A 16498-nucleotide genomic window follows, 5' to 3' on the forward strand; every position below is an offset into this window, starting at 1 on the left:
CCCAAAATACGGGCAAACACGAGGTTTGCCCCTACGAGAACCGACAATGATCGAAAAAATCATCGAATATAGCGCCCGCAACCGGGTCATCGTGCTGATGCTCTTCGGGCTGATCATCGCCTGGGGGGTCTGGTCGGTCTACAAGACCCCGGTGGACGCCATCCCGGACCTCTCCGACAACCAGGTGATCGTCTTTACCGATTATCCGGGCCGCTCGCCGCAGGTGGTGGAGGACCAGGTCACCTACCCTCTGGCGGTGAACCTGCAGGGGTTGCCACAGGTCCGCGCCGTGCGCGCCTCTTCGGCCTTCGGCTTCTCCATGATCTACGTGATCTTCGAGGACAAGTCCGACATCTACTGGGCCAGGACCAGGGTGCTGGAACGGCTCAACTATGCCGCCTCCTTGCTGCCGCCGGGAGTGGTCCCGACCCTCGGCCCGGACGGCACCGGGGTCGGCCATGTCTTCTGGTACACCATCGAAGGTAAGGGGTACGACCTGGAGCAGCTGCGGACGCTGCAGGACTGGTTCGTCCGCTACCAGCTCAACACCGTCCAGGGTGTGGCCGAGGTCGCCTCCATCGGCGGCCTGGTGCGGGAATACCAGATCGATCTCGACCCGGCCAAGCTGTTTGCCTACAACATCAAGGTAGCCAAGATCATGGACGCGGTGAAGGTTTCCAACAAGGATGTGGGGGGCAAGCTGATCGAGCAGGCCGATGCCGAGTACCTGATCCGCGGCAGCGGCTATGTGAAATCCAAGGCCGACCTGGAAAACATCGTGGTCGGGGCCGACATGCGCGGCACCCCGATCTATTTGAAGAATCTGGGGACCGTGCAGTTGGGTGGCGCCATACGCCGCGGCATGCTCGACATGAACGGCGAGGGTGAGGCGGTCGGCGGCATCGTGGTCATGCGCTACGGCGAGAACGCCAAGGATGTCATCGACCGGGTCAAGGTGAAGATCAAGGAGCTGGAAAAGGGACTGCCCCCAGGGGTGAAGATCGCGGTCTCCTATGACCGCTCCGATCTTATAGAACGGGCTATAGACACTCTTAAGAAAAACCTGCTGGAAGAATCAATTGTTGTCTCGCTGGTAATCCTGGTATTCCTGCTCCATTTCCAGAGCGCCCTGGTTATTGTGCTGACGTTGCCGATCGCGGTCCTTATCGCCTTCATCACCATGAAGCTGATGGGAGTGACCTCCAACATCATGTCGCTGGGCGGCATCGCCATCGCCATCGGTGTACTGGTGGACGCCGGTGTCATAATGGTGGAGAACTGCTACCGCCATCTCTCCGAGATGCTACCCGAAGAGCGGGCCGGAAAGCGGCTGGAGGTGATCATTGCCAGCGCCAAACAGGTCGGACGCGCCATCTTCTTCTCCCTGGCGATCATCGTGCTCTCCTTCGTCCCGGTCTTCCTACTGGAGGGGCAGGAAGGGAAGATGTTCCATCCACTTGCCTTCACCAAGACCTTCTCCATGATGGGTTCGGCCCTGATCGCCATCACCCTGGTGCCGGTGCTGATGTACTTTTTCATGCGGGGCAAGATGCCTCCGGAGAGCGCCAACCCGGTCTCCTCGTTCTTCATCAGGCTCTACTCGCCGGTCATCCGCTGGGTCCTCAAATGGAAGAAGACTACCATCGCCCTCAACATTGTGGCCCTGGCCATTGCCATCCCGCTGTTCATGCAGCTCGGCTCCGAGTTCATGCCGCCCCTGGATGAGGGGTCGCTGCTCTACATGCCGGTGACACTGCCCAACGTCTCCATCACCGAGGCCAAGCGCCTGATCCAGGTGCAGGACACCATCATCAAGAGCGTCCCCGAAGTGGAGCACGTCCTGGGCAAGGTCGGCCGGGCCGAGACCTCCACCGACCCGGCGCCGGTCTCCATGTTCGAGAGCATCATCATACTGAAGCCGAAGGAGCAGTGGCGACCGGGGATCAAGAAGGCCGACATCGTGGCCGAGCTCGACTCGAAGCTGCAGCAGATCGGGGTGAGAAACGGCTGGACCCAGCCGATCATCAACCGGATCAACATGCTCTCCACCGGCGTCCGCACCGACCTGGGGGTCAAGATCTTCGGCAGTGACCTGAACGTGCTGCGGGACCTGGCAATCCAGGCCGAGGCGATCCTCAAGCCGATCAACGGCGCTGCCGATGTAGTGGCAGAACGGGTCACCGGCGGCAACTACCTCGACATCGATATCGACCGGGAGGCAGCTGCCCGTTACGGGGTCAGCGTCGGCGACATCCAGGATGTCATCGAGACCGCTCTTGGCGGCGAGATGCTCTCCACCACCGTGGAGGGGCGCAACCGCTTCCCGATCCGGATCCGCTACCTGCGCGACTATCGCGACAACATCCCGGCGATCCGCCGCATCCTCGTCTCAGGAATGGATGGCGCCCAGGTGCCGCTGTCGCTGGTGACCAAGCTGAAGATCTCCACCGGCGCGCCGGAGATCAACAGCGAGGGTGGACTGCTCCGCTCCCTGGTCTTCCTCAACGTACGCGGCCGTGACATGGGTGGCTTCGTCACCGAGGCCAAGCAGGTGCTGGAGAAAAATCTCAAGCTGCCGCCCGGCTACTATGTGGCTTGGTCAGGCCAGTGGGAGAACCAGATCCGGGCCAAGGCGCGGTTGCAGCTGCTGGTGCCGGCAGGAATGATCATTATCTTCATCCTGCTCTACTTCACCTTCCACTCGGCCCTGGAGGCGAGCATGGTCATGCTCTCGGTGCCGTTCGCCCTGGTGGGCGGGGTCTACCTGGTCTCGGCCCTGGGGTACAACATGTCGGTGGCGGTCTGGGTCGGGTTCATCGCCCTGTACGGCATTGCCGTGGAGACCGGGGTGGTGATGGTCATCTACCTGCACGAGGCGCTGGACAAGAAGTTGATCAACGGCCCCTGCACGGAGCAGGATATCTATGACGCCACCTTCGAAGGGGCGGTGCTCCGCCTGCGGCCCAAACTGATGACCGTGGCCGTGGCCCTTCTGGGGCTGGTCCCGATCATGTGGTCATCCGGCACCGGAGCAGACGTGATGAAGCCGATTGCCGCGCCGATGATCGGCGGCATGATCTCGTCGGCAGTGCATGTGCTGATCATGACCCCGGTGATCTTCGTACTGATGAAAAAGAGGGAGTTGAGGAAGGGAACATTGAAATATTCAGGGATGAAGCATTAGGACAGCACCGATCTGACCAAAATTCGGAGCCGATTGACAAAACCAAAAGGAGAATGAAATGAAAAATTTACTTATTACTGTTGCAGCAGTTCTTGCTCTGGCCGCTCCGGCCGCTTTTGCCGCCGATCACAGCGGACATGGCAGTGGCGCGCACGACATGGAACATGCAGTTCGTGGCGGAGTAAGCCCGGCCCACGAAGAGGTGATCGACGGAGTCAAGGCTACCTTCGTGATCCAGACCATGGCCGATGCCATGAAAACAATGGGGATGGCAATGCCCAAAGGGGTCAAAGAGACGCACCACCTGCATATTGAGTTCAAGGATGTCAAAAGCGGCAAGGCCTTGACCGAAGGCGAAGTCACGGTCAAGGTTCAAGGCCCGGATAAAAAGGAGGTCACCAAGGAACTGATGGGGATGCAGGGCCATTTCGGCGCCGACTTTGTCATGTCGCAGAAGGGTAAATACGGCATAATGAGCAAATTCAAGCTCAAAGACGGCAAGGTCCGCAGCGCCAAGTTCTGGTATCCGGTCAAATGATGAAAATGTTACTGACAATTGCCGCTTCCGATACTGGAAGCGGCAATTGCGGCTTAACCCGGCCCGCCGACCGGGGTTGCAGGGGTTTGACGCCCCACCACCCAGCCGACGGCCGGAACGATAACAATCATCCCGACAAAGAGCCATGAAGCCAGATACCACAGGTCGCAGTAGGCCATTACCATGGCCTGGCGATTAACCATTCTGCCGACCATTCTCGCCCCCGCCTGATACACCTGATCCGCGTCAATCATCCTGTCAGCAAAGAGCAGCTCGATCCGGTTCATATGTTCGGTAAATTCCGTCGGGCTCAATGCCTCGACCAGCCGGTGATAGTGCAGCCTGGTCCGCTGTTCCGCCAGGATGTTGGCAATGGCGATCCCGATGCCGCCGCCGAGAGAGCGCATCAGAGTGAAGAGCCCGGTGGCGTTGGGGAGCATCTCGACCGGCAGATGGCCGAGCGCCACGTCGGTGATGGGAGCAAGACTCAGGATAATCCCCATGCCGCGAAAGATCTGGGGGAGGAACAGCTCGCCAAACCCGGACTCGACAGTCAGGCAGCTGTTCATCCGGAGCGACAGACCAAAGATCGCCACCCCCAGCAGCAGAGACGTTATCCGCCCCAGGCGCATCCTGATCCTGCGCGCAAACGGCACGGATACGAACATGGCGCACCCTGTGATCGCCATGACATGACCGATCCGGCTGCTGTCGTACTGCTTGACCGTGCCCAGGAACAGGGTCATCAGGTATCCCGAGCAAAACAGCCCGACCCCCATGACAAAGTTGAGCAGGCAGCCGATGGCAAACGGCGCTTCTCTAAACGCACTCAGGTTGATCACCGGAGTCCGGCAGGTCAGTTCCCGCCATACCAGGAGGAGCAGCGCGACCACGGCGAAAATCCCGAGAAAGACGATCAGCCGAGAAGAGAACCAGTCAAGCTCCGGTCCGTTATCGAGCAGATATTCCAGCGAACCGAGAAAGCAGGCCGCAAAGAGTATGCCTGCCAGGTCAAACCCTTTCAACACCTCCGGATCCCCCCTGTTTCCGGTTATCAGGGTGAATACCGTCAGGCTCACACAAATGCCGGGAATGATGTTGATCAGGAACATCCAGCGCCAGGAAAAGGCCTCCGTGATCCAGCCGCCGAGACTGGGGCCAATTACCGGGGCAAGAGAGATGATCAGGGTGGCGAACAGCGTTGCCCCGGGCCGCCGTTCGCGGGTGAAGAGGAGGTATATCCCCTGGTAGAGCAGTGGCGACATAACCCCCGAGCATAGCCCCTGCATGATCCTGACGACTATCAGCGTTTCGATCGACCCGGCAAAACCGCACAGCAGGCTGGTTATGGTGAAACAGAGCGCAGCTATGGCATAGAGCCGGCGCAGGGACAGCAGGCGCGACAGCCAGCCGGTCAACGGGATCATGATCACTTCCGCGATCATGTAGGCCGACTGAATCCGTGAGGTCTCCTCGATGGTTGCGCCTATGGTGGCGGCAATCTTGGGGAGGGATGCGGCAACGATCTGGGTATCGAGGTTGGCCATGAAGGTGCCGACCGACATGGCGAGAAAGCCGAACAGGGTCTTAAGCGGTATTTTATCGGCAGCTGTCACGGCAATTTCAGGCCGACACGCACACCCCCCTGAGGAGGGTTTCGGGTATCGATCCTGACCACTGCGGACATGCCGGACCGAAGTTCAGCCGTCAGCGGTTGCCCCTCCTCGATGCGAATCCGGACCGGAATCCGTTGCACGATCTTGGTGAAGTTGCCGGTGGCGTTCTCTGGCGGAATCAGGCTGTACTCGGCGCCGCTGGCCGGAGAGAGCGATTCGATATGCCCTGTGAGGCGCTTCCCCTCAAAGGCATCGATCTCAACGATAACCGGCTGGCCTTCACGCATCCGGGCCAGTTGCATCTCCTTGAAATTCGCTTCGATCCAGATCGTGTCGCGCGGAATCAGGGAAAGGAGCAGGGTCCCGGGCTTGACGAACTGGCCGGCACGTACCCGTCGGTTCCCCACAACGCCGGCTATCGGCGCCTTTACCACCGTGTCGGACAGCTCCTTGGCCAGCAGCTTGATCTCCTCCTCCTGCTGCCGCAGTTCGGAGCGGAGCCGTTGCTCTTCGGCACGCAGCACCTGCAGCTCCTTTTCCGTCAGCTCCATATTGGCGCTGGCCGACGATAGGTCGGCCCTGGCCTTTTTCTCGGCAGTGGCAATGCTTTCGTAATCCTGGGCCGAAACTATGCCCTGCGGGAGCAACGCCGAAAACCGCTGGTGATCGCTGGCCCGTTTCGACTGCTCTGCCTCGCTGGCAGTCACCTGCGACTTGGCGACCGCGATGCGCGACAACTGCTGCCTGGCCTTGGTAAGGGCGACCAGGAGCGCACCCCGCCGCTCTTCGAGCTTCTGCCTCCCGTTCTCGAGCCGGATGCGGAACTCCGCATCCTCGATGCGGACCAGTGTCGTCCCGGCCTCGACAAAGGCATTGTCCCTGACCGCAACATCCTTCACATACCCCTGCACTTTGGGGCTGACCTGGGTGATATCGGAGCGGACATAGGCGTTATCCGTCGTTTCGATATATCGGCCGCAGGAGAACCAGTACCAGCCGAAACCGCAGACGCCGGCCACCAGAAGCAGTGCGCTAATCCCCCCTGCCATGCGCCTCACACGCCCCCCTTTCCCTGCAGAGGGTGATGGCAGGCAACCAGGTGGCCCGGGGCTATCTCGCGCAGCTCCGGCTGGGTTGTTGCGCAGAGAAGGTCATTATAAGGACAGCGGGTCCGGAACCGGCAGCCGCTGGGCGGGTCGAGCGGAGACGGAAGTTCACCGGGTAGCAGCCCGGTCTCCGGGGGGTGATAGCCGGGGTCGGGCCGCGGCACAGCGGCCAGCAGCGCAGCGGTGTAGGGGTGTGAAGGCGCCGCGTACAGACTTTCGCAGGGGGCAACCTCGCACATGTGGCCGAGGCACATCACCCCTACCCGGTCGGAAATATTCTTCACCACGGCCAGGTCATGGGCGATGAAAAGGATGGCGAGTCCGTACGTTCTCCTGATCTCGGCCAGCAGGTTGACGACCTGGGCCTGCACCGAAACGTCGAGGGCAGAGACCGGTTCGTCGCAGACCAGGAGTTCGGGCCCGGTCATCAGGGCGCGGGCGATGCTGACCCGCTGGCACTGGCCGCCGGAGAGCTGATCCGGCCGCCGGTCGTAATAGCGATCGGGATCGAGGCCGACCGCCGTCATCATCTCCCGTGCCCGCCGGGTCCGCTCTGTCGGGCCGTCGTGCCCCATGGCGAGAAGCGGCGCCTCGATGCTTCGCCCCACCGGCCGGGATGGGTTGAGTGAGGATACCGGGTCCTGAAAGATCATCTGGAATCGGCGGCGCAGGATGCGCAGCCACACCGAATCGACGGTAGTCAGCTCCTCCCCGTCGAGGAGCACCCTTCCGGCGGTTGGGGCGGGGAGCTGCATGATTGCGCGGGCCAGGGACGACTTGCCGCAACCCGACTCACCGACCAGGCCGAGGGTTTCCCCGCGATCCAGGGTGAAGGAGACACCGGAGACGGCATGCACCCTTTTCCCCCGGCCAGCCGGGAACTCCACCACCAGGTTCGCTACCCGCAGCAGCGGTTCATTTTTCTTTTTCCCCTGCCCGGTCATGGCCGTCCCCCCACAGGAAGAGGAAACCAGCAGGCGTAGCGATGACCCTCACTCCAGTCATTGATCAGCGGCGGCTCTTCGGCCCGGCAACGCTCTTGGGCATAGCGGCAGCGAGGGGCGAACCGGCAGCCGGCCGGCAGTGCGGCCAGATCGGGCGGGGCGCCGCCGATTGCCGCCAGTTCGGTGTGGGGTGGGGCATCGATACGGGGGATGGCATCGAACAGTGCTCTCGTGTACGGCATCCGCATCCGGGCAAACAGCTCAGTGGTCTCCGCCTGCTCGACGATCTCTCCGGCGTACATAACCGCAGTGTCGTGGGCCATCCCGGCCACCACCCCCAGGTCGTGGGTCACCAGGATCATCGCCATGTTCCGCTCCCTCTGCAACCTTGCCAGGAGGTTCAGGACCTCCGCCTGCACCGTCACGTCCAGGGCCGTGGTCGGCTCGTCGGCGATCAGGAGCCTGGGATCGCACGAAAGGGCCATGGCGATGGCTACCCGCTGGCGCATCCCTCCGGAAAGCTGGTGCGGGTAACTGCCGGCCTTCTCGGCGGGACCGGGGATGCCGACCGCTGCCAGGAGTTCCAGGCTCCGCGCCGCGGCCTCGGAGCCGGACATCCCCAGGTGCCGCAGCATCGGCTCGGCGACCTGCCGGCCGATCTTCATGGTCGGGTTGAGCGATGACATCGGGTTCTGCAGCACCACCCCGATCTCCTTGCCCCGCACCGCATCCAGCTCCCTGCGGCAAAGCCCTGAGAGCCTCGTCCCGGCAAAAGAGACCTCCCCCCCCATGGTAGCGCCAGTAGGGAGGATGCCGAGGATGGCCCGGCAGAACATGCTCTTGCCGCTCCCCGATTCACCAACGACCGCCAGGGTCCTCCCGCTCTCAAGGGAGAACGAGACCTGATTCACGGCATGCAGTTCCCCCTTCCTGCCGGGGATCCGGACCGAGAGCGACTCCACCGACAGCAGATGGCGCCCGGCCGCCGTCATAGGCGGCTCTCCCGGCTGTCCAGTTTCGGCCGCAGCTGGTCGCCGATCAGGTTGACCGACAGGACGGTGAGGAACATCACCAGGGTCGGGATGAGGCAGATATGGGGCGCTTGGTCCAGCAGGTCCCGCCCTCCGGCGATCATCCCACCCCAGCTCGGCGCCGGCGCAGGAACGCTCAGGCCGAGAAAGCTCAAGCCCCCTTCGGCAATGATCACATACCCCACGGACAACAGCATGTAGACCAGTAGCGGCGTCAGCAGGTTGGGTAGAATCTCGCGCATGATGATCGAAAAATCGCTGGCGCCGATCCCTCTGGCAGCCAGCACGAACTCCCGCTCCGCGAACCTGATGGTGTTGGCCCTGGCTACCCTGGCAAAACGGGGGGCGATGAGGATGCCGAGGCCGACGGTGATGGTCGGCAGGCTCGCGCCGACGATAAAGGTGAAGACCAGGAGAAAGATCAGGCCGGGAAAGGCGAGAAGCGTATCGAGGAGGAACAGGACGAACCGCTCGTATCGACCCCGGTAAAAACCGGCCGGGATGCCGAGCAGGACGCCGAGCAGCATGCCGGTGAACGGGGCGCAGAAACCGACCACCAGGGAGACGCGGCTGCCGAAGAGGAGCCGTGCCCCGATGTCCCGCCCCATGCTGTCGGTGCCGAGCAGGTGCGCTGCGCCGGGAGGTGCGGCCAGGAGCTCCGGATCGATCCGGTCCGGGGCTGGGACCGGCCACCATGGCGCGGTGACGGCGGCAATGAGCACGACGGCAAGCCAGAGTACGGCGAGTCGGAACGGGATATTTCTCAGTTTTATGAAATTAGCCATGCGCCCCTCCCTGCCGCACCCGCGGATCAAGGAGCCCATAACAGATATCCACCAGGAAATTGAGTCCCACGTACGCCACGGCGATCAGAAGCACGCACCCCTGCACCACCGGGTAATCCTGGGCGAATATGCCGGTCACCAGCAGCCGCCGACCCCGGGGAGCGAAAAGAGCAGTTCGATGATCACTGCCCCGCCGATCAGGCTGGCAGCCTGCATACCGAAGAGGGTGATCAGTGTGAAGCAGGAAGGGCGCAGGGCGTGACCGATGAGGATCTGCCGGTCGGAAAGCCCCTTGCAGCGGGCCAGCAGGATGAAATCCTCCTGCAGAGTATCGATCAGGTCGCTGCGCAGCACTCGCATCAGGGGAACCCACTCCACCAGGGCGATAGAGAGCGCGGGGAGCATGAACCCTTTCAGGTTGGACCAGATCCCGGCGGAAAGCGGCGTATAGCCGGTGGCCGGAAACAGTCCGAGCCGCAGCGCCAGGAGGATGATCAGGCCGATGGCCACGGCAAATGCGGGAAGTGAGGCGAAACCAAAGGCGATGGTCCGCACGGCCCGATCCAGGCGCGACCCGGCTTTCCAAGCAGAAATGAGCGCCAGCGGCAGCGCCAGCAGCAGGGCGAACCCCTGGGCCAGGATGACCAGCTCCAGGGTAACGGGAAGGTGCGAGCGGATCGCTTCCCCCACGGGCTGGCCGCTGGCGAACGATTTCCCCAGGTCACCCCTGGCGGCGCCAGCCAGCCAGTGGCCGTAACGCACTGCCAGCGGCCTGTTCAGCCCCAACTCCTCCCGCACCGTGGCCAAATCGGCGCTGGAAGCCCCATACCCGGCCACTTCGGCGGCGACATCCATCGGCAAGCGGTCGAGCATCACAAAGGTCAGCAGCGTCACGGCCAGGACGACCAGGAGCAGATGGATGAATTTGGTCCAGAAGAAAAGCATGAATTACACCTCGGCCGGCACCGCTACCTGACGCTCTTCCCACCGGCGTCAAGCCAGGCATCGCTGACCCGGATGACGCCGTGCCTGACGTTCTCGATCCCCTTGACCTGCGGCTTGGCAATGACATGAAAGCGCCGGCCGCCTCCGTAGAGGAAGACCGCGTCTTCGTTGATCAACCTGGCAACGCCGCAGAGTGCCTTATCCCGTTCCTTTCGGTTGGTACTTAGCTGCTGGGTCGTCAGCAGTTCATCCATCTTCGGGTTCCGGTACCGGCCGAAATTCTGCTTGCTGTCGGAGTACAGATTGGCCATGAGAAAAGGTCCCATGTCGTCAAAATCCATCATCTTCCAGCCGGAGATCTGGTAGTCGCCGGCGATCCCCCGCTTTGCCAGCTGTCCTTCGGCCAGGGGGGTGAGCCTGAGCGTAACACCGATCTCCTTGAAGAGCCGCTGCATGATCTCGCCGGCCTCTTTGCCCCGCAGCGTATTGGTGTGGATCATCTCCAGGTTGACCGGCTTGCCGTACTCGGCAATCAGCTTCCTGGCCTTGGCCGGATCGTACCCCCGGTAAGCTGAATCGCCGCAGGAAAGCAGCCCGCCGAACGGGTCCTTCGCCAACGGCAGGGTCCCCTTGTAATCCGCCTTGACCAGGAGATCCTGGTTCCAGGCATGGGCAAGTGCCTGACGGACGCGGGCGTCGTCCAGAGGCGGTTTTGAGGTATTGAAGATGAAGTTGTACGCCCCGGCGGCTTCGCTGGTGTAGATCCGGAGGGAGCGGTCTTGACGGGCCTGCAGTATGCTCGCCCCCCTATCAGTCTGGATCACGTCGCTCTCGCCGGACTGCAGGCTGGCAAACCTGGCCTGCATATCCGGCATGGGGCGAAAGACCACGCTATCCAGGTGCCCTTTCCCCTTGCGCCAGTAGTTGGGGTTTCTGACCACCACCAGGCGGTCGTTGGCAAGCCACTCCTTGAACATGTACGGCCCGGTCCCCACTGGCGCCCGGTTTTGGGAGTCATCTTTCAGCGCTTTGGGTGAGGGAATGTACGCCGCAATGGCTTGGGGTGCGGACAGGGCGCTTTTGAATGCGGCCCAAGGGTGCTTCAGGTTGAAACGGACGGTGAACGCGTCCAGTTTCTGCACCGATTCGATCGGGCCAAAGGCGGTACGGGCGAAGAACCTGTTCTGCGGATCGAGGAGCCGTTGCCAGTGCCCGACCACGGCATCGGCATCAAACGGGGTACCGTCATGGAAGCGCACCCCTTTGCGCAGTTTGAGGGTCCAGCTCTTGCCATCCTTGGCCGGCTTGGCGGACAGGGCCAGTTCCGGCACCAGGTTCCCCTTGGCGTCCAGGTCGAACAGCCGCTCTTCCACGGCCATGGCCACGCTCCGGTCGGCAAGACCCAGAAAATTTGCCTTCAGAGGATCGAACCCGCGGAATTCCAGTTCCATTCCGACCGTCAGGGTGCCGCCCGGCTTGGGGCCGGGCCCGGGCGCGCAAATGCCGGTCCCGGAACTATTCAGCACGAAGATCATTGTCACTGCTGCTACCGCTAGCATGATGCGCAGATAACCCGGCCGTCTGGTACCCATTTGAAACCTCCCCATTATGGTATCGATCCTTACTTGTTACTTATTTAAGCCCGGAACTGCAGCATGAACCCGTCGTAGATCGCCTTGCTTGTCCGGCGGATGAACTCCTCGGTGTCGAGCCCCTTGTCTTTGAGGAAATTTTCGTCCCGGTTCAGCCAGAACGCCAGGCGCTGGGCAAACATCATCCGCGACAGCCTGATCATCTTGAACTCCATCTCGCTTAAACCTGCAAACAGCGGATAATCGGCCAACAGTTCGTCGATATATTTCACCAGCTCCATGCCGAGATTTTTTTGCTGCTCAATGTTTCTCCCGTCCCCCAGGCAGCGGTAAAGGTGCTTCTCCTCCACGGCAAAATTGACATAGCTGATCGCCTGGTCGATCCATTTGTCGCCGGTCCTGTCCACCAGGAGGCAGGCTTTCATAAGCGCCATGGCTCTTATACAGACCTCGTCCTCCAGTTCCCGCACATTGGCAAACTGGGAGTAGATCGGCATGGTGGAAGAATTGATGGCCCTGGCAACGGCCTGCACAGAAAAGCCGCTCCACCCCTGCTCCCGCACCAGCTGGAAAGCTGCCTCAACTATCTCTTCCTTGTTAAACTGGGCATTTCTCGGGGACATACGCGCTCCTCATTAGATAATTCGGTTATATAATGCTTTTATATAATATCGTTATTTATTGTCAAGCGAAAAAATCTGCAGTGGTTATGTGTGACGGAGGAATTCGTGCCGACATCATAGTCAAGGAGAGCACAGACTACATAAGCGGAAGTGGAACTGTCTAACCTTCCGCAAATATATGTAGTTATCCGGCGCAGCAGGCTTTGGAGAAGAAATGGCCCGATTTCTCAAGAAGGTGGAGGAGTGACCAGAAGCTGCAGCGCCTCGGCCAGGGGCGGCAGATCGTTCTCCTGAAGGGTGCGCAGATCAAGCAGGTAGCGGTCGCGGTAGATCCGCCCCAGAACCGGCACCCGCCCACTCCTTAATGCCTGGTCGATCGCCTGGGCGGACAGGCCTTCAGCCGTTACGGCGATGAGAACCGTCGGCAGATCGAGCAGCGGCAGCGCGCCGCCGCCGACCTGGGAACTCCCCTCCTGCAGCGCAAGCGTAACCGAGACAGGGATCTTCCCCCGGAGACGACGGAGCCAGCTCTGCCCTTTTTTCATGAGGTCGGCAGGTTGGAGCGTCAGCATCCGCAAGGTGGGGATCTCGGCGACCGCCTGCCGCTCATCGCGGTACAGCCTGAGAGTTGCCTCCAGCCCGGCCAGGGTGAGCTTGTCGATGCGAATCGCCCGTAGCAGCGGGTGGCGGCGCAGTTTGTCGATAATCGACCTCTTCCCCAGGATGATCCCGGCCTGCGGCCCGCCGAGCATCTTGTCCCCGCTGCAGGTGATGATGTCGGCGCCGCTACGCACGTATTCGTTTATGGTCGGCTCGCCGGAAATGCCGTACAACGACAGATCGAGCAGCAAGCCACTGCCGATGTCTGCCATAACCGGAATGCCCTGCTCGCTCCCAAGGGCGACCAACTCTTCGATGCTCACCTCTGCTGTAAAACCGACTACTGCATAATTGCTGGTATGTACCTTGAGAAGCAGGCCGGTCTCAGCAGTCATTGCCGACCGGTAGTCTTTCAGATGGGTCCGGTTGGTGGCGCCTACTTCGCGAAGGAGGCAACCGCTCTGGCGCATCACGTCCGGGATCCGGAACGCACCGCCGATCTCGACCAGCTCCCCGCGGGAAACCACGACCTCCCGCCCGGCCGCCATCCCCGAAAGGGCAAGCAGTACGGCTGCCGCGTTGTTGTTGACCACAATGGCGGCCTCGGCGCCGGTCAGCTCACACAGCAACCCCTCCAGGTGGCTGTAACGCTCCCCCCGCTCACCGGTCGTCAAATCGATCTCAAGATTGCTGTAATGTCCGGCAACAGTGGCTATCTGCTCACAGGCAGACCTGGCAAGCAGGGAACGCCCCAGGTTGGTGTGGATGACCACTCCGGAACCGTTGATCACGGTCCGGAGACTGCTGCTGGAGAGGCGGTCCAGCTCCACACTCACTAAGGCGATCAGGCCGTCTTCCCCGATCTTTTCCCGCAGCACCCCGTTGACCGACTCCTGTCTGAGCCTATCGAGCGTATTCCGGATGGCCTGCAGCACCAGCGGCCTGGGATGCTTCACCAAAAACGCCGCTACCTGCGGCCAGGCCAGCAATTTGTCCACTTTGGGGATTCGGCTTAACTCATTTCCCATGATCCGCTCCTGAAAAAAAACTGCCGTCCTGGCCGGCCAGTATGTTATAAATAACCACTACGCCACCGCAGCCGCAAGGCGCGAACAAATAATACCACAGGCAACCGCCTGAGGCTCTAATTCTGACCTAAAAAACAGCTGGAGAACAGATGAAGACCATTGACTGCAGGAACATGGCCTGCCCGGCCCCGGTAGTGACAACCAAAAAGGCGCTTGAGGAATCGGGCGACGGCGAGATCGAACTGCTGGTAGACACAGGCGCAGCCCGGGAAAACGTCACGCGCTTTCTGCAGAACCGCGGCTACCAGGTTGCGGAGACCGAATTGGAGCAAGGCTTTGCCCTGCGGGTCAACAAGGGTGCGAATACGATACCGGTCCGTACTCAAGCCACGCAGAAGAGCGGAGAGACCGTCATCCTCGTGACTTCCGACAGGCTGGGGGACGGCCCGGAAGAGCTGGGAAAACTGCTGATGAAGAACTTCATCATCACCCTGCTCGAACTCCCGGATCTCCCGTCACGGATGTTTTTCCTCAACACTGCCATCCACCTCACCACCGAAGGCTCGGAAGTGGTGGAACCGCTGCAGAAGCTGGCCGACATGGGAGTCGAGATCTTCTCCTGCGGTCTCTGCCTTGACTTTTTCCATAAAAAGGAGAAACTCAGGGTCGGTAGCGTGACAAACATGTACAACAGCGCCGAAGCCCTGCTGGCTGCCGGTTCCGTTATCAAGCTGTAATCCCTTCCCGGAGGTACGTCGGTCGCTGGTGGGCCGCGCGGTCTTCAAAACCGTTGAGGGGGGTGAGAAGCCTCCCTGGTGGGTTCGATTCCCATGTGCCTCCGCCAACTTTTACCACATGCATTTAATTGTCCCTTGAAGCAATTAGTGGCCACCGTTGCCACTAACTACTTCAAAATATTTGTTGACACTTATTACTACAAAATTTGTGAGTGGTACTGGGTACGGACGGACGTGCTGTGAATTGGCCTGGGATTTTGACCCACCATCGGCACCCAAGGTTGACCCGCCCAAGATTGGTTTCAATTAAAAATTAGAAAGTTAACGATGTAGGTGGGTCACGGTTCAACGCCGATCAGGGGTCAAATTTGGATGCCGATTCACACTGGAAGATGTCCCGGTTGAGAGACATTGCGGAACAAGTCATAGATGACGGCATACCACGCAGCGTTGAAGCAGTTCTGCACACCAGTTTCGGGAAAGAAGTGCCGGTAACGTACCAATGTTCCCGGTTCATTGTCCGCGACCGTCTGAACCTCCTGGTCATAGGCCGTGACATCTCCGATGAAAAGAGACTGGCCGCAGAGAAGAAAAAGATCGAAGAGCAGATGCTTCATGCCCAGAAGCTTGAAAGCATGGGTGTCCTGGCCGGCGGTATAGCCCACGACTTCAACAACATCCTGACTGCCATTATCGGCAACGCCGATCTTGCGTTAATGCGCCTCAACCCCGAGTCCCCGGTTCTTGAAAACCTGCACCGGATTGAAAAAGCCGCCGGGCGCGCCTCAGACCTCGCAAAGCAGATGCTCGCCTACTCCGGGAAAGGACGGTTCGTTATTGAGAGTATCGACATGAACCGTCTCGTTGAAGAGATGCTTCATATGCTTGAGGTCTCCATTTCAAAGAAGGCCGTACTAAAGCTCAATCTGCACCAACCGCTGCCGACAGTTGAGGCCGACGCCACGCAAATACGCCAGGTTATAATGAATCTGGTTATAAATGCCTCTGAGGCAATCGGTGAAAAAAGCGGCATAATCGCCATAACCTCCGGGTGTATGGAGTGCGACCGGAACTACCTCAAAGATGTCTGGCTTGACGATAACTTGAGCGACGGTCTTTATGTATCTCTGGAAATTGCCGACACCGGTTGCGGCATGAACAAAGATACCTTTTCCAAGATCTTTGACCCGTTTTTCACCACCAAGTTCACCGGACGCGGGCTCGGAATGGCGGCAGTTCTTGGCATAGTAAGAGGACACAAGGGCGCCATAAAGGTGTACAGTGAACCGGGGAAAGGCTCTTCGTTCAAGATACTGTTACCGGCCGGCGGCAAGCCGGAGGAAACATGCAAAATCGGCAGCGACACCACTGAATGGAAAGGTAGCGGAACTGTCCTGCTTGTTGATGATGAAGAGACAATCCGAGCCCTTGGCACTGAGATGTTACGAGAGCTCGGCTTCGATGTCGTAACAGCGGAAGACGGCAGGGACGCGATTGCAGTATTCAGCGGCCGTGACGATATCAGCTTTGTCATTCTCGACCTTACCATGCCTCACATGGACGGGGAGCAGGCCTTCAGGGAGCTCAGGCGTATAAATCCCTCAATCAAGGTCATCATGTCGAGCGGTTACAACGAACAGGAAGTCACGCAAAAATTTGTCGGCAAAGGGCTGGCCGGATTTATCCAGAAGCCGTACAAGCTCTCGATGATCAGAGACGTCTTTAGGAACATGTCGAAATAGATTTACATCCAACACGCTCAAGCAGCC

General features: G+C 60.2%; 12 protein-coding genes, 1 tRNA gene and 1 pseudogene. 5 read left to right on the forward strand and 9 right to left on the reverse strand.

What is annotated here, in order from left to right; all coding sequences use genetic code 11:
- Positions 1-46 precede the first annotated feature (46 nt).
- Positions 47-3184, forward strand: coding sequence for an efflux RND transporter permease subunit (locus OR1_RS16765; RefSeq protein ID WP_041973335.1), 3138 nt, complete (start codon positions 47-49; stop codon positions 3182-3184).
- A gap of 58 nt (positions 3185-3242) precedes the next feature.
- A complete protein-coding gene (locus tag OR1_RS16770) occupies positions 3243-3722 on the forward strand; it encodes a hypothetical protein (RefSeq protein ID WP_041973338.1) in 480 nt (159 codons plus the stop codon).
- 53 nt (positions 3723-3775) lie between these two features.
- Here the strand turns inward: OR1_RS16770 and OR1_RS16775 are convergent, their stop codons facing one another.
- From OR1_RS16775 to selA, 9 genes and pseudogenes are all read right to left on the reverse strand, one after another.
- Positions 3776-5338, reverse strand: coding sequence for a DHA2 family efflux MFS transporter permease subunit (locus OR1_RS16775; RefSeq protein ID WP_052440567.1), 1563 nt, complete (start codon positions 5336-5338; stop codon positions 3776-3778).
- Complete coding sequence (locus OR1_RS16780) at positions 5335-6387, reverse strand: HlyD family secretion protein (protein ID WP_237754338.1); 1053 nt, start codon at positions 6385-6387, stop codon at positions 5335-5337. The genes OR1_RS16775 and OR1_RS16780 overlap by 4 nt, the downstream gene beginning before the upstream one ends.
- A gap of 5 nt (positions 6388-6392) precedes the next feature.
- Positions 6393-7388, reverse strand: a complete 996-nt coding sequence (locus OR1_RS16785; protein ID WP_041973345.1) for an ABC transporter ATP-binding protein — start codon at positions 7386-7388, stop codon at positions 6393-6395.
- Positions 7385-8380 (reverse strand): ABC transporter ATP-binding protein, encoded by a 996-nt coding sequence (locus tag OR1_RS16790; protein ID WP_041973347.1) that lies wholly within the window; start codon positions 8378-8380, stop codon positions 7385-7387. Before OR1_RS16790 ends, OR1_RS16785 begins: the two co-directional genes overlap by 4 nt.
- Positions 8377-9204: an ABC transporter permease gene (locus OR1_RS16795; protein ID WP_041973350.1), complete on the reverse strand. Its 828-nt coding sequence runs from the start codon at positions 9202-9204 to the stop codon at positions 8377-8379. Before OR1_RS16795 ends, OR1_RS16790 begins: the two co-directional genes overlap by 4 nt.
- Positions 9197-10149: pseudogene (locus tag OR1_RS16800) on the reverse strand (ABC transporter permease). Before OR1_RS16800 ends, OR1_RS16795 begins: the two are co-directional and overlap by 8 nt.
- 23 nt (positions 10150-10172) lie before the next feature.
- The gene (locus OR1_RS16805) at positions 10173-11741 is read right to left on the reverse strand and encodes an ABC transporter substrate-binding protein (protein WP_160295271.1); all 1569 of its coding nucleotides are present in this window, start codon (positions 11739-11741) and stop codon (positions 10173-10175) included.
- A gap of 44 nt (positions 11742-11785) precedes the next feature.
- On the reverse strand, positions 11786-12364 hold the full coding sequence (locus OR1_RS16810; protein ID WP_041973359.1) for a TetR/AcrR family transcriptional regulator: 579 nt from the start codon (positions 12362-12364) through the stop codon (positions 11786-11788).
- Between the two features lie 227 nt (positions 12365-12591).
- Positions 12592-13992 carry an L-seryl-tRNA(Sec) selenium transferase gene (selA, locus tag OR1_RS16815; RefSeq protein ID WP_041973362.1) on the reverse strand — a complete coding sequence of 467 codons (1401 nt, stop codon included), beginning with the start codon at positions 13990-13992 and terminating at the stop codon, positions 12592-12594.
- Positions 13993-14141: 149 nt separating this feature from the next.
- Here selA and yedF point away from each other — a divergent pair, with 149 nt between their 5' ends.
- The 3 genes from yedF (at position 14142) to OR1_RS16830 (ending at position 16471) form a co-directional block, all read left to right on the forward strand.
- Positions 14142-14729, forward strand: coding sequence for a sulfurtransferase-like selenium metabolism protein YedF (yedF, locus tag OR1_RS16820; protein WP_041973364.1), 588 nt, complete (start codon positions 14142-14144; stop codon positions 14727-14729).
- Between the two features lie 9 nt (positions 14730-14738).
- Positions 14739-14836, forward strand: a tRNA-Sec gene (locus OR1_RS16825).
- Positions 14837-15097: 261 nt separating this feature from the next.
- Positions 15098-16471, forward strand: a complete 1374-nt coding sequence (locus OR1_RS16830) for a response regulator (protein WP_052440572.1) — start codon at positions 15098-15100, stop codon at positions 16469-16471.
- Positions 16472-16498: the final 27 nt, after the last annotated feature.

Source organism: Geobacter sp. OR-1, assembly GCF_000813145.1.
In the GTDB taxonomy this organism is placed as follows: domain Bacteria; phylum Desulfobacterota; class Desulfuromonadia; order Geobacterales; family DSM-12255; genus Geoanaerobacter.

What these genes read in the sequence shown, in the direction of transcription:
- OR1_RS16765 (WP_041973335.1), top strand. Translation starts at nt 47, where the DNA reads ATGATCGAAAAAATCATCGAATATAGCGCCCGCAACCGGGTCATCGTG.
- OR1_RS16770 (WP_041973338.1), top strand. Translation starts at nt 3,243, where the DNA reads ATGAAAAATTTACTTATTACTGTTGCAGCAGTTCTTGCTCTGGCCGCT.
- OR1_RS16780 (WP_237754338.1), bottom strand. Translation starts at nt 6,387, where the DNA reads ATGGCAGGGGGGATTAGCGCACTGCTTCTGGTGGCCGGCGTCTGCGGT.
- OR1_RS16785 (WP_041973345.1), bottom strand. Translation starts at nt 7,388, where the DNA reads ATGACCGGGCAGGGGAAAAAGAAAAATGAACCGCTGCTGCGGGTAGCG.
- OR1_RS16790 (WP_041973347.1), bottom strand. Translation starts at nt 8,380, where the DNA reads ATGACGGCGGCCGGGCGCCATCTGCTGTCGGTGGAGTCGCTCTCGGTC.
- OR1_RS16795 (WP_041973350.1), bottom strand. Translation starts at nt 9,204, where the DNA reads ATGGCTAATTTCATAAAACTGAGAAATATCCCGTTCCGACTCGCCGTA.
- OR1_RS16805 (WP_160295271.1), bottom strand. Translation starts at nt 11,741, where the DNA reads ATGGGTACCAGACGGCCGGGTTATCTGCGCATCATGCTAGCGGTAGCA.
- OR1_RS16810 (WP_041973359.1), bottom strand. Translation starts at nt 12,364, where the DNA reads ATGTCCCCGAGAAATGCCCAGTTTAACAAGGAAGAGATAGTTGAGGCA.
- selA (WP_041973362.1), bottom strand. Translation starts at nt 13,992, where the DNA reads ATGGGAAATGAGTTAAGCCGAATCCCCAAAGTGGACAAATTGCTGGCC.
- yedF (WP_041973364.1), top strand. Translation starts at nt 14,142, where the DNA reads ATGAAGACCATTGACTGCAGGAACATGGCCTGCCCGGCCCCGGTAGTG.